Origin of the sequence: Salmonella sp. SA15303 (assembly GCF_029962125.1) — a bacterium.
GTDB classification, from domain to species: domain Bacteria; phylum Pseudomonadota; class Gammaproteobacteria; order Enterobacterales; family Enterobacteriaceae; genus Salmonella; species Salmonella enterica.
In genome coordinates, this window is the sequence record NZ_CP123924.1 from 1311619 (window position 1) to 1331144 (window position 19526).

A 19526-nucleotide genomic window follows, 5' to 3' on the forward strand; every position below is an offset into this window, starting at 1 on the left:
AATCTAACATGGCCTTATTACAAATTAGTGAGCCTGGTCTGAGCGCCGCGCCGCATCAGCGTCGTCTGGCGGCGGGCATCGACTTAGGCACTACCAACTCTCTGGTTGCGACGGTTCGCAGCGGCCAGGCGGAAACTCTGCCTGACCACGAAGGGCGCCACCTGTTGCCTTCAGTGGTTCACTATCAGCAGCAGGGCCATACGGTCGGTTACGCTGCGCGTGACAATGCCGCGCAGGATACGGCCAACACTATCAGCTCTGTGAAACGCATGATGGGACGCTCGCTGGCGGATATCCAGACGCGCTATCCGCATCTGCCTTACCGGTTTAAGGCAAGCGTTAATGGGCTGCCGATGATTGACACGGCGGCTGGATTGCTCAATCCGGTGCGCGTATCGGCTGATATTCTCAAAGCGCTGGCCGCGCGGGCTAGCGAATCGCTCTCCGGCGAGCTGGATGGCGTGGTGATTACCGTTCCCGCCTATTTCGATGATGCCCAACGTCAGGGAACGAAAGACGCCGCGCGGCTGGCAGGCCTGCATGTGCTGCGCCTGCTCAACGAACCGACGGCGGCGGCGATTGCCTACGGTCTGGACTCAGGCAAAGAAGGCGTTATTGCTGTTTACGATCTCGGCGGCGGTACCTTCGATATCTCTATTTTACGCCTGAGCCGCGGGGTGTTTGAAGTGCTGGCGACGGGCGGTGATTCTGCGCTCGGCGGCGACGACTTTGACCATCTGCTGGCGGACTATATTCGTGAGCAGGCGGGAATTGCCGATCGTAGCGACAATCGCGTTCAGCGCGAACTGCTGGATGCCGCGATTGCGGCGAAAATCGCCTTAAGCGATGCCGATACCGTTCGCGTTAACGTTGCGGGCTGGCAGGGGGAGATCACTCGCGAGCAGTTTAACGATCTCATTTCCGCGCTGGTTAAGCGCACGCTATTGGCCTGCCGTCGCGCATTGAAAGATGCCGGCGTTGAGCCCCAGGACGTTCTGGAAGTGGTCATGGTCGGCGGTTCGACCCGTGTACCGCTGGTGCGTGAGCGGGTGGGCGAATTTTTTGGCCGCACGCCGTTAACCGCTATTGACCCGGATAAAGTGGTCGCTATTGGCGCAGCGATTCAGGCCGATATTCTGGTCGGCAACAAGCCGGACAGCGAAATGCTGCTGCTGGACGTGATTCCACTCTCTCTTGGGCTGGAAACGATGGGCGGCCTGGTGGAAAAAGTCATTCCGCGCAACACCACTATCCCGGTGGCGCGCGCGCAGGATTTCACCACCTTCAAAGACGGCCAGACCGCGATGTCTATCCATGTGATGCAGGGCGAACGCGAACTGGTGCAGGACTGCCGCTCGCTGGCGCGCTTTGCGCTGCGCGGGATTCCGCCGCTGCCGGCGGGCGGGGCGCATATTCGCGTGACCTTCCAGGTAGACGCCGATGGCCTGTTGAGCGTCACCGCAATGGAAAAATCCACCGGCGTCGAGGCCTCCATTCAGGTCAAACCTTCCTATGGCCTGACCGATGGCGAAATCGCCTCGATGATCAAGGATTCCATGAGTTTTGCCGAGCAGGACGTGAAAGCGCGTATGCTGGCGGAGCAAAAAGTCGAAGCCGCGCGCGTGCTGGAAAGTTTGACCGGCGCGCTAACTGCCGACGCCGCGCTGTTAAGCGCCGCAGAACGTCAATGCATTGATGATGCCGCCGCACATTTAAGCGCGGTCGCACAAGGCGATGATGTTGACGCCATAGAACAAGCCATTAAAAACGTAGATAAACAAACCCAGGAATTTGCCGCTCGCCGCATGGACCAGTCGGTTCGTCGCGCGTTGAAAGGCCATTCCGTAGACGAGGTTTAACATGCCGAAGATTGTTATTCTGCCTCATCAGGATCTTTGTCCGGATGGCGCAGTTCTGGAAGCTGAGACCGGTGAAACCATTCTTGACGTTGCGCTGCGCAACGGCATCGAGATTGAACACGCCTGTGAGAAATCGTGCGCCTGCACCACCTGTCACTGTATTGTACGTGAAGGCTTCGACTCCTTGCCGGAAAGTTCGGAAGAAGAAGACGATATGCTGGATAAAGCGTGGGGGCTGGAGCCGGAAAGTCGACTGAGCTGCCAGGCCCGCGTTACCGACGACGATCTGGTTATCGAAATTCCACGTTACACAATCAACCATGCGCGTGAGCATTAACAGAGGGTAGTATGGGACTCAAGTGGACCGATAGCCGCGAGATCGGCGAAGCGTTATACGACGCATATCCTGATGTCGATCCTAAAACCGTTCGTTTCACCGATCTGCATCAGTGGATCTGCGAACTGGACGATTTTGACGACGACCCTAACGCATCCAATGAAAAAATTCTGGAGGCGATTCTGCTAGTCTGGTTGGATGAAGCAGAGTAATTTTTGCGTCATGATCCTCGCCGCAGGTGCGTTGGCTACGTTCGCTCACCCCAGTCACATAGTTTGCTATGCTCCCGGGGATGATGAGGGACATCCTTGTCCCTCACCAGAGGCAGCCTTTGGCTGTGCAAATTCGTTCCCGACGAATTTGTCGCTCACTTGCCGCCTTCCTGCAACGCGAATCATTTAGCAAAAGATCTAACGGGCTGCCCTACGGCGGCCCGTTTGCTAATAAGGAAAATAACAATGACAGAAGCCATGAAAATTACGCTTTCCACGCAGCCTGCCGATGCGCGCTGGGGCGATAAAGCCACTTACAGTATTAATAACGACGGTATTACCTTGCATCTTAACGGTAAAGACGATCTGGGATTGATCCAGCGTGCGGCGCGTAAAATCGACGGCCTGGGAATAAAACAGGTCGCGCTGACAGGCGAAGGATGGGATACCGAGCGTTGTTGGGCATTCTGGGCGGGTTACAAAGGACCAAAAGGCGTCCGTACCGTAATGTGGCCGGATTTAGACGATGCCCAACGTCAGGAGCTGGATAACCGCCTGACCATTATTGACTGGGTGCGCGACACCATTAATGCTCCGGCGGAAGAGCTTGGGCCGGAGCAACTGGCGCAGCGCGCAGTGGATCTGCTGTGCAGCGTCGCGTGCGATAGCGTCACTTACCGTATCACCAAAGGCGAAGATCTGCGCGAGCAGAACTATATGGGGTTGCATACCGTAGGCCGTGGTTCTGAGCGTCCGCCGGTGCTGCTGGCGCTGGATTACAACCCGACGGGAGACAAAGATGCGCCGGTTTATGCCTGCCTGGTCGGTAAAGGTATCACCTTTGACTCCGGCGGCTACAGTATCAAACAAAGCGCTTTTATGGACTCAATGAAATCCGATATGGGCGGCGCGGCGACAGTAACGGGCGCGCTGGCGTTCGCCATTACCCGTGGGTTGAATAAACGCGTAAAACTGTTCCTGTGCTGCGCCGATAATCTGATCAGCGGCAATGCGTTTAAACTGGGCGATATTATTCGCTACCGTAATGGTAAGAATGTCGAAGTCATGAATACCGATGCGGAGGGGCGACTGGTACTGGCGGATGGCCTGATTGACGCCAGCGCGCAACACCCGCAGCTAATCATTGATATGGCGACGTTAACCGGCGCGGCGAAAACAGCGCTGGGTAACGACTACCATGCGCTATTCAGTTTTGACGATACGCTGGCGGGGCGCTTGTTGACCAGCGCGGCGCAAGAAAATGAACCGTTCTGGCGTCTGCCGCTGGCGGAGTTCCACCGTAACCAGCTGCCGTCTAACTTTGCGGAACTGAACAACACCGGCAGCGCGGCTTATCCCGCCGGGGCAAGCACCGCCGCGGGTTTTTTGTCGCACTTTGTTGAAAATTACCGCGAAGGCTGGCTGCACATTGACTGTTCCGCCACTTATCGCAAAGCGCCGGTTGAGCAGTGGGCTGCCGGGGCAACCGGTCTGGGTGTGCGCACCATCGCGAATTTGCTGACCGCCTGAACGGTGTTTTTGTAGGCCGGGTAAGCGAAGCGCCACCCGGCATTTTGCCTGATGGCGACGCCGTGCGTCTTATCAGGCCTACAACCCATATACATAATTTGTGATTCCTATGTCCGAAACTAAAAATGAATTAGAAATCTTGCTGGAGAAAGCGGCGACTGAGCCCGCGCATCGTCCGGCATTTTTCCGTACCTTACTGGAGTCCACCGTCTGGGTGCCGGGCAGCGCTGCCGAAGGCGAGGCGATTGTGGAAGACAGCGCTCTGGATTTGCAGCACTGGGAAAAAGAAGACGGCACGACCGTCATTCCCTTCTTTACTTCTCTGGAGGCGCTGCAGCAGGCCGTGGAAGACGAACAGGCGTTTGTGGTGATGCCGGCGCGCACGCTGTTTGAAATGACGCTTGGCGAAACGCTATTCCTCAACGCTAAATTGCCGACCGGCAAAGAGTTTATGCCGCGTGAAATCAGCCTGCTTCTCGCTGAGGAAGGAAGTCCGTTAAGTACGCAGGAAGTGCTGGAAGGCGGCGAGTCGCTTATTCTATCCGAAGTGGCCGAGCCGCCGTCGCAGATGATTGATTCCCTCACTACGCTGTTTAAAACCATCAAACCGGTGAAACGCGCGTTTCTCTGCGCGATTAAAGAACATGCGGACGCCCAACCCAATCTGCTGATTGGCATTGAGGCTGACGGCGAAATTGAAGAGATCATTCACGCAGCGGGCAATGTGGCGACCGACACGTTACCGGGTGACGAACCGATCGATATTTGTCAGGTGAGGAAGGGCGAGCAGGGTATCAGCCACTTTATCACCGAGCATATCGCGCCGTTCTACGAGCGCCGCTGGGGCGGGTTCCTGCGCGATTTTAAACAGAACCGCATCATCTGAAGAAAAGAAAGCCGCCCAACAGGGCGGCCTCCTGGCTTACCTGCTCTGGACGTTGAGCGTTACGGGAACAGAATTACCTGGGTAGCTTCTGTCTGCGTGAAGACACAACGTGCCAGAAACAAGAAGCACGACACAAAAGCATCGTACCTTCATGTTGCGGTCCTTGCGAAGACCGCATCACGGCAGCACCGCTGGCGATAATGCCGTGATAGCAGGCACTACGGTGTGCCTGCGCTTACGGCCATGGGTTATCCTCTCCTGAAGCCAGCGCCCGTTTGCGAGACGGCGGAAAGGGCCGGGAAAGATAATACCTCAAATATTGAATAGTTTCCCGGTAAATCATATTGACATTTGCTCCCTTAAAAGGGAGTATTAATCCCCTACGGTGTGCCTGCGTTGCTATGGCAACAAAGCCTGCTGGAAAGGCCGCGAACCGGACCAGCACAAAAAAACCGCTCAATTGAGCGGTTTTTTTGTGGCCTGCTTAAACAGAATTTATGTAGATTCGCTTTAAATCAGCCTGAACGGTAGGCCGGATAAGCGTGAGCGCCACCCGACATCATGTCGATTAATCGACGAGCGCGTCCAGTTTTGCCCAAAACGCCTCATGATAATCCTCCAGGTCAAGTAAAGCGGCATCGCGTTGTTCATTCATTTTTTGCTGTGCCTTCCATTGCGGAAGATGTAAATCCTCTTCGGTAAAGCCAATGTCTTTAGCGCCCGAAATAATATTATAGAGATATTCCACCAGGGAAGACTCCGCCAGCCAGAATTCATTACGTTCCATGCGGGCAATAGGGTATTCGCCGTTGGCATCCCGTTCTGTGATATAGATAAAAATGGCCTGATCGCCGACATGATCGATACGAATTAATGCCGGAAGACGGGGATCGTTACTCCAGACAGGCATCAGATCTTCAATATCAATACCTGAGCTATCCATGCCAACGCCGTAATACGCCTCTTCATCAGGGGAGTAAGAATGAATTACTCCCTCGTTATCAATAGATTTTTGTAATGTTTCAATCACAGGCATATTATAATTGCTCAGGAGATCGCGGTCGTAGGCCAGTAGCGCCTTCAGGCTTTCAGGTAACTCAGTGGTTTCCGTATTTTGCGGATCGCGATACTTACGCACTCGCAGACGACTTATTTCCTCGGCAGACATAGGAGTAGGTACCTTATTACGGTTAACCTTTTTAACCAACTCAATTAAATTAGTGAGTGAAATATCCATTTTCCATCCTTAAAAAATTATATTTACAGGAGTTATTTTCCGGTGAAAACAAAAACAGCGGTAATGATACTCCTTATACCGGACGTAAAGTATTTACCGATAAAAAATAGGATTTTATTAAGAGAAAATAATGCCCGTTTGCAGGACAGCGGAAAAGAGCGGAATAAAAACAATGTCTGTAGATCGTTTTACATCAGCCTGAACGGTAGGCCGGATAAGCGTGAGCGCCATCCGGCATGGCGGATATTAAGCGGGTTCAACCGGTAAATCGGTACGCGCGCCCCATTCGCTCCACGCGCCGTCGTAAAGCGTGACGTCAGGCACATCCAGCGTGGCGAGCGCCAGCACCACGACCGCGGCCGTCACGCCGGAACCGCAGCTGGCGATAATCGGTCTGTCGAAACTCACGCCGTGGCTGAAAAAAACCTCATTCAGTTCGTCAGTGGTCTTTAATTCGCCCTCATACACCAGTTCCGTCCACGGGACGTTTAGCGCGCCAGGAATGTGTCCGCGCCTCAGTCCCGGACGCGGTTCATCAGCCTGAGCGTTAAAACGCGCCGCCGGACGCGCGTCAACGATTTGCGCGGTTTTTTCATGACTTGCCAGCAATACGTCGGTGAGACGCACCACGGCTTGCGGCGCGAATTTCGCCTCAAACTCGCCTCCTTCATGCGCTTCCTCGCCTTCGCGCAATAGCCATTCGTCGCGCTGCCAGCCCGCCAGTCCGCCCGCCAGAATGGACACTTTCTCGGCACCGAACGTGCGCAGCATCCACCATGCCCGCGGAGCGGAGAACAGATTGCCTTCATCGTATATGACCAGGTGTTTATCCTGACGAACACCCAGTTCACGCATGGCTACCGCAAACGCTTCCGGGCGCGGCATCATATGCGGCAACGGCGATGCGCGATCGGAGAGCGCTTCAATATCAAAAAACAGCGCACCGGGAATATGTCCGGCGCGATATTCGCCCGCCATATCACGATGTTCCTGTCCTGGCGGCGCCATACGGGCGTCAAGAATCTGTATTTCCGGATCATCAATATGTTCGGCAAGCCAGTCGGCGGCGACAAAAAAGGCGGTGGTCATGGGCATCTCCATTGTTACCTGATTATGGTCAAATTGTCGGACGTTTCCCGAAAAGGGACAAGTAGAAGAGGCTGTTTTGGCTGGCGAAACCACATTTCTGCGTAAAATTTTCGCATCATCACAGTAATACGGACTTACACAATAAAATTTCTCGCGCATAATATCTCATCAACCGTTGCTGACAGGCCGTTAAGGCCAGGGATGAAAGATGAAACATTTACGCGTGGTGGCCTGCATGATCATGCTGGCGCTGGCGGGATGCGATAACAACGATAAAACCGCCCCGACGACTAAAAGCGAAGCGCCAGCCGTAGCGCAGCCCTCGCCCGCGCAAGACCCGGCACAGCTACAAAAGCTGGCGCAGCAAAGCCAGGGCAAAGCGCTCACGCTATTAGACGCCTCCGAAGCGCAGCTCGACGGCGCGGCGACGCTGGTGCTGACGTTTTCAATTCCTTTAGATCCTGAACAGGATTTCTCCCGTGTGGTTCACGTGGTTGATAAGAAAAGCGGCAGCGTTGACGGCGCATGGGAGCTGGCGCCAAATTTAAAAGAGCTAAGGTTACGTCATCTGGAACCTGAGCGCGTGCTGGTGGTCACGGTTGATCCCGCCGTTAAGGCGCTGAATAACGCCACCTTCGGCAAGTCTTATGAAAAAACGATTACCACGCGTGATGTCCAGCCCAGCGTCGGCTTTGCCAGCCGGGGATCGCTGCTACCGGGGAAAATCGCGGAAGGACTGCCGGTCATGGCGCTTAACGTCAACCACGTTGATGTGAACTTTTTCCGCGTTAAGCCCGGATCGCTGGCGTCATTTGTCAGCCAGTGGGAGTACCGTAGTTCTCTCTCTAACTGGGAGTCCGACAATCTGCTGAAAATGGCGGATCTGGTTTATACCGGTCGTTTTGATCTTAATCCGGCGCGCAATACGCGTGAGAAACTGCTGCTGCCATTAAGCGATATTAAGCCGCTGCAACAGGCGGGCGTATATGTGGCGGTAATGAATCAGGCTGGACACTACAACTATAGTAATGCCGCTACGTTGTTTACCCTTAGCGATATCGGCGTGTCCGCGCACCGTTACCATAATCGGCTGGATATCTTTACGCAAAGCCTGGAAAACGGCGCGGCGCAGTCGGGAATTGAGATCGTTCTTCTGAATGATAAAGGGCAGACGCTGGCGCAGGCGACGAGCGACGCGCAGGGACATGTGCAACTGGAGGCTGATAAAGCGGCGGCGCTATTACTGGCGCGTAAAGAGGAGCAGACCACGCTGCTCGATCTCACGCTTCCGGCTCTGGATCTGTCGGAATTTAATGTCGCTGGCGCGCCCGGCTACAGCAAGCAGTTCTTTATGTTCGGCCCGCGCGATCTCTACCGCCCGGGCGAAACGGTTATCCTCAACGGATTACTGCGCGATAGCGACGGTAAAACGCTGCCCGATCAACCCGTTAAGCTGGAAGTGGTAAAACCAGACGGACAGGTGATGCGTACCGTCGTCAGCCAGCCGGAAAACGGGCTATACCGTTTGAATTATCCGCTGGATATCAACGCGCCGACCGGCTTGTGGCATGTCCGCGCCAACACCGGCGATAATTTGCTGCGGAGTTGGGATTTCCACGTGGAAGACTTTATGCCGGAGCGGATGGCGCTCAACCTGACGGCGCAAAAAACACCGCTGGCGCCTGCGGATGAGGTGAAATTCTCCGTTGTCGGCTATTACTTGTATGGCGCGCCTGCTAACGGCAATACCCTGCAAGGGCAACTTTTCCTGCGTCCCCTGCGCGACGCTGTCGCGGCGTTGCCTGGCTTCCAGTTCGGCAATATTGCCGAAGAGAATCTTTCGCGCAGCCTGGACGAAGTTCAACTGACGTTGGATAAAGGCGGACGTGGTGAAGTGAGTGCTGCCAGCCAGTGGCAAGAAGCGCATTCGCCGCTGCAGGTAATTCTACAGGCCAGCCTGCTGGAGTCTGGCGGTCGTCCGGTCACTCGTCGCGTAGAGCAGGCGATTTGGCCTGCCGATACGTTACCGGGAATTCGTCCACAGTTCGCCGCCAAAGCGGTATACGACTACCGTACGGATACCACCGTTAATCAACCGATTGTCGACGAAGACAGCAACGCCGCATTCGATATTGTTTACGCCAACGCGCAGGGCGAGAAAAAAGCGGTGTCCGGTTTACAGGTGCGGCTCATCCGCGAGCGTCGCGACTATTACTGGAACTGGTCGGAAAGCGAAGGCTGGCAGTCGCAGTTTGATCAAAAAGATCTGGTGGAGGGCGAGCAGACGCTGGATCTGAACGCGGATGAAACCGGAAAAGTCAGCTTCCCGGTGGAATGGGGCGCGTACCGTCTGGAGGTCAAAGCGCCGAATGAGACGGTCAGCAGCGTTCGTTTCTGGGCCGGCTATAGCTGGCAGGATAACAGCGACGGTAGCGGCGCGGCGCGTCCGGATCGCGTCACCCTCAAACTGGATAAAGCGAATTATCGTCCAGGCGATACCATGAAATTGCATATCGCCGCGCCGGTCGCCGGTAAAGGTTATGCGATGGTGGAGTCCAGCGATGGTCCGCTGTGGTGGCAGGCGATCGACGTGCCGGCGCAGGGGCTGGAGCTCACGATTCCGGTGGATAAAACCTGGAATCGCCACGATCTCTATCTCAGTACGCTGGTGGTGCGTCCCGGCGATAAATCTCGTTCCGCGACGCCAAAACGCGCCGTGGGGTTACTACATCTACCGCTGGGGGATGACAACCGCCGCCTCGATCTGGCGCTGGAAAGCCCGGCTAAAATGCGCCCGAATCAGCCGCTCACCGTCAGGGTTAAAGCCAGCGTTAAACACGGCGAAATGCCAAAACAGATCAACGTGCTGGTCTCCGCGGTCGATAGCGGCGTATTGAACATCACCGATTACGCGACGCCGGACCCGTGGCAGGCGTTCTTCGGTCAAAAACGCTACGGTGCGGATATCTACGATATTTACGGCCAGGTCATTGAAGGGCAGGGGCGGCTGGCGGCGTTGCGTTTTGGCGGCGATGGCGACGACCTTAAGCGCGGCGGAAAACCGCCGGTAAACCATGTCAATATCATCGCGCAGCAGGCGCAGCCGATCACGCTCAATGAGCAGGGCGAAGGGGTCGTAACGCTGCCGATTGGCGACTTTAACGGCGAACTGCGGGTTATGGCGCAGGCATGGACAGCGGACGATTTTGGTCGCGGCGAAAGCAAAGTCGTTGTCGCCGCGCCAGTGATTGCCGAGCTGAATATGCCGCGTTTTCTGGCGGGAGGGGATGTTTCGCGACTGGTGCTGGACGTCACCAATCTGACCGACCGTCCGCAGACGCTGAATATTGCGCTCGCCGCCAGTGGGTTACTGGAACTGCTTAGCCAGCAGCCGCAACCGGTCAACCTGGCGCCGGGCGTGCGCACCACCTTATTCGTTCCGGTACGCGCGCTGGAAGGTTTTGGCGAAGGCGAAATCCAGGCGACCATTAGCGGTCTGAATCTGCCGGGAGAAACCCTCGACGCGCAGCATAAGCAGTGGCAAATCGGCGTGCGTCCGGCCTGGCCTGCCCAAACGGTAAATAGCGGCATTGCGCTGGCTCCGGGAGAGAGCTGGCATGTACCAGAGCAGCATCTGGCAAACATCTCGCCAGCCACGTTACAGGGACAACTGCTGTTAAGCGGAAAACCGCCGCTCAATCTGGCGCGCTACATTCGCGAGCTGAAAGCATATCCGTACGGGTGCCTGGAACAAACCACCAGTGGGTTATTCCCGGCGCTGTATACCAATGCCGCTCAATTGCAGTCGCTCGGTATTACCGGCGATAGCGATGAAAAACGGCGCGCTGCGGTAGATATCGGCATCTCCCGGATACTACAGATGCAGCGTGATAACGGCGGTTTTGCGCTATGGGATGAAAATGGGGCGGAAGAGCCCTGGCTAACGGCCTACGCGATGGATTTCCTTATTCGCGCGGGCGAGCAGGGATATAGCGTCCCGCCGGAGGCCATTAACCGGGGCAATGAGCGACTGCTGCGCTATCTGCAGGATCCCGGTACGATGCTGATTCGTTATAGCGATAATACTCAGGCCAGTACTTTTGCCGCTCAGGCTTACGCTGCGCTGGTACTGGCGCGTCAGCAGAAAGCGCCGCTCGGCACGCTGCGCGAAATCTGGGAGCGCCGTAGTCAGGCGGCTTCAGGACTGCCGCTGATGCAATTGGGCATCGCGTTAAACACGATGGGTGATGCCAGACGCGGCGAAGAGGCCATTACGCTGGCTCTGAATACGCCGCGTCAGGACGAACGGCAATGGATAGCGGATTACGGCAGTTCTCTGCGCGATAACGCTCTGATGTTGTCGCTACTGGAAGAGAACAACCTCAGACCGGACGCGCAAAACGCGCTATTAAGCTCGCTTTCTGAGCAGGCCTTCGGTCAGCGCTGGCTCTCTACCCAGGAGAACAATGCCTTGTTCCTCGCCGCGCATTCGCGACAGGCCAGCGCGGGCGCCTGGCAGGTGCAGACCTCGTTAGAGGCGCAGCCGCTGTCGGGCGACAAGGCGCTGACCCGTAATCTGGATGCTGACCAGCTGGCCGCCCTTGAGGTGACGAACACCGGTAGCCAGCCGCTATGGCTGCGTCTGGATAGCAGCGGCTATCCCTCATCTGCGCCTGAGCCTGCCAGCAACGTTTTGCAGATTGAACGACAAATACTGGGGACCGATGGTCAGCGTAAATCGCTGTCCTCGTTGCGTAGCGGCGAACTGGTGCTGGTCTGGTTAACGGTAGTGGCCGATCGCAATGTGCCGGATGCGCTGGTGGTGGACCTGCTCCCGGCCGGGCTGGAGCTGGAAAACCAGAATCTGGCTGACAGCAGCGCCAGCCTGCCGGAGAGCGGTAGCGAAGTGCAAAATCTGCTTAATCAGATGCAGCAGGCGGATATTCAGTATATGGAATTCCGCGACGATCGGTTTGTGGCTGCCGTCGTTGTCAATGAGGGCCAGCCCGTGACGCTGGTCTACCTGGCGCGCGCGGTAACGCCGGGGACGTACCAGCTTGCGCAACCGCAGGTGGAATCGATGTATGCGCCTCAGTGGCGGGCAACCGGCGCGAGCGAGGGGCTGCTGATTGTGACGCCTTAAATGAACGGTTGGCGTGGTAAACGTGGCCGCTGGCTGTGGCTGGCGGGCGCGCCGCTTTTTATTTTCCTGGCGTTATGGGCAGCGGATAAACTCTGGCCGCTGCCGCTCAATGAGGTCCATCCTGCGCGGGTCGTGGTAGCCCATGACGGTACGCCGCTGTGGCGCTTTGCCGACGCCGGGGGGATCTGGCGTTATCCGGTGACGATTGAAGAGGTCTCTCCCCGCTACCTGGAGGCCCTAATCAATTACGAAGATCGCTGGTTCTGGCGGCACCCTGGCGTTAACCCTTTCTCCGTCGCGCGCGCGGCATGGCAGGATCTTACCGCCGGGCGCGTTATTTCCGGCGGCAGTACGCTGACTATGCAGGTGGCGAGACTGCTGGACCCGCATTCGCGCACGTTCGGCGGTAAAATCCGCCAGCTTTGGCGCGCCCTCCAGCTTGAATGGCATTTGTCCAAGCGCGATATCCTGACGCTGTACCTGAACCGCGCGCCGTTCGGCGGCACGCTACAGGGTATTGGCGCTGCAAGCTGGGCCTACTTCGGCAAGCCGCCCGCGCGCCTGAGCTACGCTGACGCGGCGCTGCTGGCCGTATTGCCGCAGGCGCCGAGCCGGTTACGCCCCGACCGCTGGCCTGCGAGAGCCGAAGCGGCACGAAATAAAGTGCTGGATCGGATGGCGGCGCAGGGCGTCTGGCCTGCCGAAACGGTACGCGAGTCGCGTGAAGAACCGGTCTGGCTGGCGCCGCGTCAAATGCCGCAACTGGCGCCGCTTTTTGCCCGAATGATGTTGAGTAAAAGCCAGAACGACAAAATTGTGACCACGCTGGACGCCGGGTTGCAGCGGCAACTGGAAGATCTGGCGCGGGCATGGAAAGGGCGGCTGCCTGCACGCAGTTCGTTGGCGATGATCGTCGTCGATCATACCGATATGAGCGTGCGCGGCTGGGTAGGATCGGTAGACCTTAATGACGACAGCCGTTTTGGTCATGTCGACATGGTAACGGCGATCCGATCGCCGGGATCGGTACTCAAACCCTTTGTGTATGGTCTGGCGCTGGATGACGGCTTGATCCATCCCGCATCATTATTACAGGACGTTCCGCGCCGTACCGGAGATTACCGCCCGGGAAACTTCGACAGCGGATTTCACGGCCCGGTCAGCATGAGCGACGCGCTGGTACGCTCGCTGAATCTGCCAGCCGTTCAGGTGCTTGAAGCCTATGGGCCGAAACGATTTGCGGCAAAACTGCGTAACGTCGGCCTGCCGCTATATTTGCCTGCTGGCGCGGCGCCCAATCTTTCGCTGATTCTGGGCGGCGCGGGCGCGCGGCTTGACGAGATGGCGGCGGCATACAGCGCGTTCGCTCGTCATGGGAAAGCGGCGAAACTACGGTTACAGCCGGACGATCCGCTGTCGGAAAGACCATTAATGTCGCCGGGAGCGGCGTGGATCATTCGACGGATTATGGCGGATGAAGCGCAACCCTTGCCGGATAACGCGCTGCCGCGCATTGTGCCGTTGGCGTGGAAAACCGGCACCAGTTACGGCTATCGCGATGCGTGGGCTATTGGCGTTAACGCGCGCTATATCATCGGTATCTGGACAGGCAGACCCGACGGCACGCCTGTGGTGGGGCAATTTGGTTTTGCCAGCGCGGTGCCATTGCTTAACCAGGTCAATAATCTGTTACTGGCGCATACGGGACGCCTGCCGGAAGATCCGCGTCCGCAGGCGGTAAGCCGCGGCGTCATTTGCTGGCCGGGCGGACAGACTCTGCCTGCCGGAGACAGCAACTGTCGCCGCCGACTGGCGACATGGCTGCTCGATGACAGCCAGCCGCCCACGCTGCTGTTACCTGAGCAGGAAGACATCAACGGTATTCGTTTCCCGGTCTGGCTGGATGATACGGGGCGGCGTGTCGCTGCCGACTGTCCGCAGGCGCGTGCGCATACGTTTATCGTCTGGCCGCGGCCGCTGGAGCCGTGGCTGCCGCCTGCGGAAAGACGTAGCGCCCGCTTGCCCGCGGCGTCCGACCACTGTCCGCCGCTACAGGGCAATGACGCCGCGCCGTTAATGCTGTCAGGAGTGAGGGATGGCGCGGTGATCAGGCAATTGCCAGGCCAGGAAAACGTCACGCTGCCCGTCTCGACTACCGGCGGCAAAGGGCGTCGCTGGTGGTTTTTAAATGGCGAACCTGTTAATGGCGAAAATAATCGCCTTTCTTTATTACTCAATATCGCTGGACGTTATCAACTTGTCGTAATGGATGAGTCCGGTCAGGTTGCAGCGGTTAATTTTGAATTAATACGTTAACAACTCTTCAGAATAAATTATGAATTTCATTTAATTTAAAGTTAATGAGAATTATTAATTTTTCCGGAATTACCCTTAATGAGGGAGCTTGATAAATATCAAGAGAACCAGCGCATAAAAACGTGAGAATGGGTTTTTATTTGACGAGTCGGATCATGAAAAATATAAAAAGCCAGGGAAATGGCGAACAGCCCGCTATTTCTCGCCGCCACTTTATCCAGGCCAGCTCCGCGCTTATTGCGTTACCGTTTGTCTCCTCGCCAGCTACCGCTCAGGCGCGCGCTGTGACGGCAACTGAAAACAGGCCTGCGGAAAAAGTCGTTCAGACATGCAGCACTTTTGACTGCGGGGGCAAATGCGATATTCGGGCGCATGTTAGTGACGGTATCGTGACGCGAATTTCAACGCGACCGGATAATGCGCTGGATGCGCAAATGCCGGTGATGCGTGCCTGTGTTCGTGGACGCGCATACCGTAAATTTGTTTATCATCCTGACAGACTTAAATATCCCATGAAGCGCGTAGGAAAACGCGGTGAAGGAAAATTTGAGCGAATTTCCTGGGATGAAGCGACAACCTTAATCGCCGATAATTTAAAATCGATTACTGAAAAATATGGCCCGGCTTCGCGCTATGTTCATGTTGGTACCGCCGTTTCCGGCGGCACCTTTTCCGGCGATAAAATGGCACGTCGCCTGTTGAATCTGACCGGCGGATATCTCGAAAGCTACCATTCTGTGAGTATGGGCAACACGGCGGCCGCGACGCCTTATACTTACGGCATTGCCGCCAGCGGCAGTTCACTGGATACGCTTTTGGACACCAAACTGGTGATTCTGTGGGGCCATAACCCGACGGAGACCATTTTTGGTCATACCAACTATTTCTTGCAGAAGATGAAGCAGAACGGTACGCGGTTTATCGTGGTTGATCCGCGCTATTCCGACACCGTTTCGTCGCTGGCGGATCAGTGGATCCCGCTGCTGCCCACCACCGACAATGCGCTGATGGACGCGATGATGTACGTCATCATCAGCGAGAATCTGCACGATCGCGCATTTATTGCGCGTTACGCTATCGGTTTTGATGAAGACTCAATGCCGGAAGGCGTACCGGCTAACGAATCGCTGGTGGCGTATCTGACCGGCGCCAAAGACGGTGTCGTTAAGTCCCCCGAGTGGGCGGAAAAGATCACCCATGTGCCGGCGCAAACCATTCGCCAGTTAGCGCGTGATTACGCGAATACCAAACCCGCCGCGTTGATTCAGGGGTGGGGACCACAGCGCCACAACTGCGGCGAGCGCACCGCGCGCGGTTCGACTCTACTGGCGACCATTACCGGTAATGTCGGCATCAAAGGCGGTTGGGCTGCGGGTTACGGCGGCTGCGCTAACCGTAAATTCGCCGCGGGTCCGGAGATGCCGGATAACCCGGTAAAAGCCAAAATTTCGGTGATGAACTGGGTGCAGGCCGCAGACGACGCCAGCAAAGTGACGCCGGATATGGGGCTGAAAGATGCCGATAAGCTGGACAGTAACATCCGTATTCTGTTCTCGCTGGCCGGGAACTATCTGGCGAATCAGAACCCCGATCTGCACCAGGCGGTACGCGTACTGGAGGATGAATCAAAGATCCAGTTTATTGTCGCCAGCGATCTGTTTATGACGCCGAGCGCGAAATACGCTGATCTACTGCTGCCGGAAACCAGCTTTATGGAACGCTGGAACATCGGTGAAACCTGGGGCACGGCAAGCTACCTGATACTCTCTGAAAAACTGATTGAGCCTGAATTTGAGCGGCGCTCCGACTACGACTGGCTACGTGAGGTGGCGGCGAAATTAGGCATTGAGAATGAATTTAGCCAGGGGCGCGATGAGAAAGCGTGGATTGAACACATCTGGGAACAGACGCGCCTGGCGATGCCGGACGAAAATCTGCCGGATTTCGCCACGCTGCAAAAGACCCGTCAGCATCTGTTCAAAAGCGCGCCATTTATCGCCTTTGAAGACAATATTCGCGATCCGGAAAATCATCCGTTCCCGACGCCGTCAGGGAAAATAGAGATCTTCTCGAAGCGCCTCTACGACATGCAGCATCCGGAAATCCCGGCGTTATCGCACTACGTTCCCGCGCATGAAGGCCCGGAGGATGCGCTGGCGAAAGATTTTCCGCTCCAGTTAATTACGTGGAAAGGAAAAAACCGCGCCAACTCAACGCAATACGCTAACCCGTGGCTGATTGAAGTGCAGCAGCAGACATTGTGGATCAACCCGCAGGATGCGCAAAAGCGCGGCATTACGCATGGCGACATGGTGCGCATTCATAACTCACGCGGGATTTGCGAAATCCCGGCGGAAGTGACGCCGCGCATTATTCCCGGCGTTGTCGCGATGCAGGCTGGCGCCTGGTGGCAGCCGGATGAAAACGGCGTTGATAAAGGCGGCTGTGCGAACGTCCTCAGCTCGGCCCGTATTACCGCGCTGGCGAAGGGAAATTCACATCAAACCATGCTGGTGGAGGTGGCTAAAGCATGAGTCAGTTTACACATTACCCGCCGGTGAGCGATAAACAACTGGGATTTTTCATCGACTCCTCACGCTGCTCCGGTTGTAAAGCCTGCCAGGTGGCCTGCAAAGACAAAAACAATCTGGAAGTAGGCCGTCGTTTCCGCCGCGTCTATGAAGTCAAGGGCGGAAGTTTCATCCCGACCGGGCAGGGTGGGGTCAGCAATAACGTATTTGCTTATACGCTTTCCATTTCCTGCAACCACTGTGCGGACCCTGTCTGCACCAAAAATTGCCCGACTACCGCTATGCATAAACGCCCGGGTGACGGCATTGTGCGCGTTGATACCGACAAATGCGTCGGCTGTGGCTATTGCGCCTGGTCCTGCCCTTATGGCGCGCCGCAGCTTAACGAGCAGACCGGCCAAATGTCTAAGTGCGACATGTGCGTTGATTTACTGGCGAAAGGTGAACCGCCCGTCTGTGTTGCGACCTGTCCGCTGGAGGCCATCAAGTTTGGTCCGATTGATGAACTGCGCGCGAAGTACGGTAGCGTATGCGACGTTAACGGGCTGCCAGATTCATCCATAACCAAACCTAATCTGGTTGTCAAAGCGCATCAGGGCGCAGAAAAAGAGGGTAAACGCCATGCATGAGTTACCGCTGCTGATTTTTACGCTCTGTTTGCAAGGGTCCGTGGGCGTGACAGTGTGGCTGGCGTTGGGCCGCCAGTACGCCGTAGAGGGACGCGTGCCTGCACGCGGCGCGCTTCCCGCGATGGCGGGGGCGTTTGTACTGGCCTGCGTGGGGCTGCTTGCTTCAGCGCTGCACATGGGCTATCCCCTGAATGCGCTAAATGCGTTACGTCATGTCGCCAGTTCGTGGCTGAGTCGCGAAATCGTCTTTGCCAGCCTTTATCTGGCGGCGCTGGGGCTAGGGATTGTGCTGCTGTTTTTCCGAAAGCCAGGCTGGCAGCCGCTGCTGGCGCTGGCGGCAGCGTTTGGGCTGGTGGATGTATTCTGCATGGCGCAGGTTTATATCCATGCCTCGGTGGCGACCTGGCAGCATAGCAACACGCTGGCGCTGTTCTTTGGCACGTCAGGCATTATCGGCTCGGTAGTCATTGCGCTGGCTTATCTGCGCAACGCTGGCGCCGCAATGCGCTGCGCTGTGGTGGTGGTCGCACTGATGGTGCTGATTCGCCTGATCATGCAGCCGCTATGGCTGGCGGATATTAATGCGGTGGATACGACGGTCGTCACTTTCCCGCATCATCCGCTACAGGCGCTGGCGCAGTTGCGTGACGTCTATCTTCTCGGCTGGTGTGTCTCAGCGGCGGGAATGCTCTGCTTTGCCGCAGGCGGTCTGCGAAACGCCAGAGGGACGCTGGTGGCGGGCAGCGTATTGCTGCTTCTCGGCGAGATTATGCTGCGCTACGTCTTCTTTAGTATTGGCTGATGGTTAACCTGACGATCGATCCGGCGGTAGACGTGACGCAGGCCTGCGTCCGTCGTCGCTTTCGTTTTTCTTCCTGCCGCGCTTGCGCCGATGTTTGTCCGGCGCAGGCGTTTTCGCTGGCGCAGGGGCAGGTCAGCATAGATACGACGCGCTGCATAGCCTGTGGCGACTGTCTGTTTGTCTGTCCTGTTGACGCCATTACCGGTATCAAACCGGTTAAACGCTTTGTGCAGGGGGATACGTTGGTGGGGCCGTTTTCGCTACAGGCGCCAACGGTCGATGAACTGCTTCTCTGGCACAGCCAGTACGGTATTCGCTTTATTGATATTGCGGTGGAGCGATCGGCGCAGTGGCTGATGGCGCTGGCGAGGCTAAATTTAGCGCTGCGCCGCTACGGCGAGCCGGGCTGGTCTTTCAAACACGTTGTCGGCGCGGAGATTAACGCCTCGCGGCGCACTCTGTTTCATGTTCCGCGCGACGCCATTACCCCGTGCGCCGTCGAGCCGGGGAAACGGCGTCTCAGACAGGCGTTTTCCGCGTTCAGCGAATGCGTACCCGAAATCAGTCCGCAAGAGTGCAGGATGTGCGGCGCCTGCTGGCGAAGCTGCCCGGAAAACGTTATCCAGTTTGACGACAATACCCTGACGATAGCGGCGGCGCGTTGTACGGGATGCGGCGGCTGTGCGGCGGTATGTCCGCATCAGGCGCTGCGGCTGCGGTTTGACGTGGAACCCGCCTCAACGCGGCATAGTACGGCGTATACGCTCACCTGCGACATCTGCAAACGTACTTTTCATGCTCTCACGCCTGAACACACGCACTGCGTGCTGTGTCAGTCCCCTGAGTTTGCTGTGCGCCTTTAACTTTTGTTGCTAATGCTCATTTTATTTTAAAAAAATGTTACCTGCATCCATAGGCAATTGATGGGATGCTCTTTATAATCCGCGCCTGACAT

At 56.6% G+C, this 19526-nt stretch carries 14 protein-coding genes; 11 read left to right on the top strand and 3 right to left on the bottom strand.

The genetic code is table 11. The annotated features are described in order from the left end of the window. Positions 1-8 precede the first annotated feature (8 nt). From hscA to sseB, 5 genes are all read left to right on the top strand, one after another. On the top strand, positions 9-1859 hold the full coding sequence (hscA, locus tag QEN31_RS06335) for a Fe-S protein assembly chaperone HscA (protein ID WP_001196669.1): 1851 nt from the start codon (positions 9-11) through the stop codon (positions 1857-1859). 1 nt (position 1860) lies between these two features. Further along, the gene (gene fdx, locus QEN31_RS06340; RefSeq protein ID WP_001124466.1) at positions 1861-2196 is read left to right on the top strand and encodes an ISC system 2Fe-2S type ferredoxin; all 336 of its coding nucleotides are present in this window, start codon (positions 1861-1863) and stop codon (positions 2194-2196) included. An 11-nt stretch (positions 2197-2207) separates the two neighbouring features. Further along, entirely contained in the window at positions 2208-2408 is a 201-nt protein-coding gene (gene iscX / locus QEN31_RS06345; protein ID WP_000523621.1) for a Fe-S cluster assembly protein IscX, read from the top strand. A 246-nt stretch (positions 2409-2654) separates the two neighbouring features. Then, positions 2655-3938 carry an aminopeptidase PepB gene (gene pepB, locus QEN31_RS06350; RefSeq protein ID WP_000133541.1) on the top strand — a complete coding sequence of 428 codons (1284 nt, stop codon included), beginning with the start codon at positions 2655-2657 and terminating at the stop codon, positions 3936-3938. 109 nt (positions 3939-4047) lie between these two features. Then, positions 4048-4824 carry an enhanced serine sensitivity protein SseB gene (gene sseB, locus QEN31_RS06355; RefSeq protein ID WP_001533245.1) on the top strand — a complete coding sequence of 259 codons (777 nt, stop codon included), beginning with the start codon at positions 4048-4050 and terminating at the stop codon, positions 4822-4824. A gap of 36 nt (positions 4825-4860) precedes the next feature. On the opposite strand, the gene timP is transcribed toward sseB, so the two are convergent. From timP to sseA, 3 genes are all read right to left on the bottom strand, one after another. After that, positions 4861-4977 (bottom strand): small toxic inner membrane protein TimP, encoded by a 117-nt coding sequence (gene timP, locus QEN31_RS06360; protein ID WP_242617172.1) that lies wholly within the window; start codon positions 4975-4977, stop codon positions 4861-4863. A gap of 415 nt (positions 4978-5392) precedes the next feature. Next, the gene (locus QEN31_RS06365) at positions 5393-6061 is read right to left on the bottom strand and encodes a DUF5066 family protein (RefSeq protein ID WP_000355342.1); all 669 of its coding nucleotides are present in this window, start codon (positions 6059-6061) and stop codon (positions 5393-5395) included. Positions 6062-6307: 246 nt separating this feature from the next. After that, positions 6308-7150, bottom strand: a complete 843-nt coding sequence (sseA, locus tag QEN31_RS06370) for a 3-mercaptopyruvate sulfurtransferase (RefSeq protein ID WP_000205241.1) — start codon at positions 7148-7150, stop codon at positions 6308-6310. A 208-nt stretch (positions 7151-7358) separates the two neighbouring features. Here sseA and QEN31_RS06375 point away from each other — a divergent pair, with 208 nt between their 5' ends. The 6 genes from QEN31_RS06375 (at position 7359) to QEN31_RS06400 (ending at position 19434) form a co-directional block, all read left to right on the top strand. Next, positions 7359-12293 (top strand): alpha-2-macroglobulin family protein, encoded by a 4935-nt coding sequence (locus QEN31_RS06375; RefSeq protein ID WP_000681858.1) that lies wholly within the window; start codon positions 7359-7361, stop codon positions 12291-12293. Beyond that, on the top strand, positions 12294-14609 hold the full coding sequence (pbpC, locus tag QEN31_RS06380) for a peptidoglycan glycosyltransferase PbpC (protein WP_001014757.1): 2316 nt from the start codon (positions 12294-12296) through the stop codon (positions 14607-14609). Positions 14610-14764: 155 nt separating this feature from the next. Next, the gene (locus QEN31_RS06385; protein ID WP_001521637.1) at positions 14765-17143 is read left to right on the top strand and encodes a DmsA/YnfE/YnfF family dimethyl sulfoxide reductase; all 2379 of its coding nucleotides are present in this window, start codon (positions 14765-14767) and stop codon (positions 17141-17143) included. Continuing rightward, entirely contained in the window at positions 17140-17769 is a 630-nt protein-coding gene (locus QEN31_RS06390; protein ID WP_000077436.1) for a DMSO/selenate family reductase complex B subunit, read from the top strand. The genes QEN31_RS06385 and QEN31_RS06390 overlap by 4 nt, the downstream gene beginning before the upstream one ends. Then, on the top strand, positions 17762-18571 hold the full coding sequence (locus QEN31_RS06395; RefSeq protein ID WP_000544894.1) for a dimethyl sulfoxide reductase anchor subunit family protein: 810 nt from the start codon (positions 17762-17764) through the stop codon (positions 18569-18571). Before QEN31_RS06390 ends, QEN31_RS06395 begins: the two co-directional genes overlap by 8 nt. After that, positions 18571-19434, top strand: coding sequence for a 4Fe-4S binding protein (locus tag QEN31_RS06400; protein WP_000247788.1), 864 nt, complete (start codon positions 18571-18573; stop codon positions 19432-19434). The genes QEN31_RS06395 and QEN31_RS06400 overlap by 1 nt, the downstream gene beginning before the upstream one ends. Positions 19435-19526: the final 92 nt, after the last annotated feature.

Coding starts and splice junctions, on each gene's coding strand:
- timP (WP_242617172.1), bottom strand. CDS start 4,977: ATGAAGGTACGATGCTTTTGTGTCGTGCTTCTTGTTTCTGGCACGTTG.
- fdx (WP_001124466.1), top strand. CDS start 1,861: ATGCCGAAGATTGTTATTCTGCCTCATCAGGATCTTTGTCCGGATGGC.
- iscX (WP_000523621.1), top strand. CDS start 2,208: ATGGGACTCAAGTGGACCGATAGCCGCGAGATCGGCGAAGCGTTATAC.
- pepB (WP_000133541.1), top strand. CDS start 2,655: ATGACAGAAGCCATGAAAATTACGCTTTCCACGCAGCCTGCCGATGCG.
- hscA (WP_001196669.1), top strand. CDS start 9: ATGGCCTTATTACAAATTAGTGAGCCTGGTCTGAGCGCCGCGCCGCAT.
- QEN31_RS06400 (WP_000247788.1), top strand. CDS start 18,571: ATGGTTAACCTGACGATCGATCCGGCGGTAGACGTGACGCAGGCCTGC.
- QEN31_RS06365 (WP_000355342.1), bottom strand. CDS start 6,061: ATGGATATTTCACTCACTAATTTAATTGAGTTGGTTAAAAAGGTTAAC.
- QEN31_RS06385 (WP_001521637.1), top strand. CDS start 14,765: ATGAAAAATATAAAAAGCCAGGGAAATGGCGAACAGCCCGCTATTTCT.
- sseB (WP_001533245.1), top strand. CDS start 4,048: ATGTCCGAAACTAAAAATGAATTAGAAATCTTGCTGGAGAAAGCGGCG.
- QEN31_RS06390 (WP_000077436.1), top strand. CDS start 17,140: ATGAGTCAGTTTACACATTACCCGCCGGTGAGCGATAAACAACTGGGA.
- QEN31_RS06375 (WP_000681858.1), top strand. CDS start 7,359: ATGAAACATTTACGCGTGGTGGCCTGCATGATCATGCTGGCGCTGGCG.
- pbpC (WP_001014757.1), top strand. CDS start 12,294: ATGAACGGTTGGCGTGGTAAACGTGGCCGCTGGCTGTGGCTGGCGGGC.
- QEN31_RS06395 (WP_000544894.1), top strand. CDS start 17,762: ATGCATGAGTTACCGCTGCTGATTTTTACGCTCTGTTTGCAAGGGTCC.
- sseA (WP_000205241.1), bottom strand. CDS start 7,150: ATGACCACCGCCTTTTTTGTCGCCGCCGACTGGCTTGCCGAACATATT.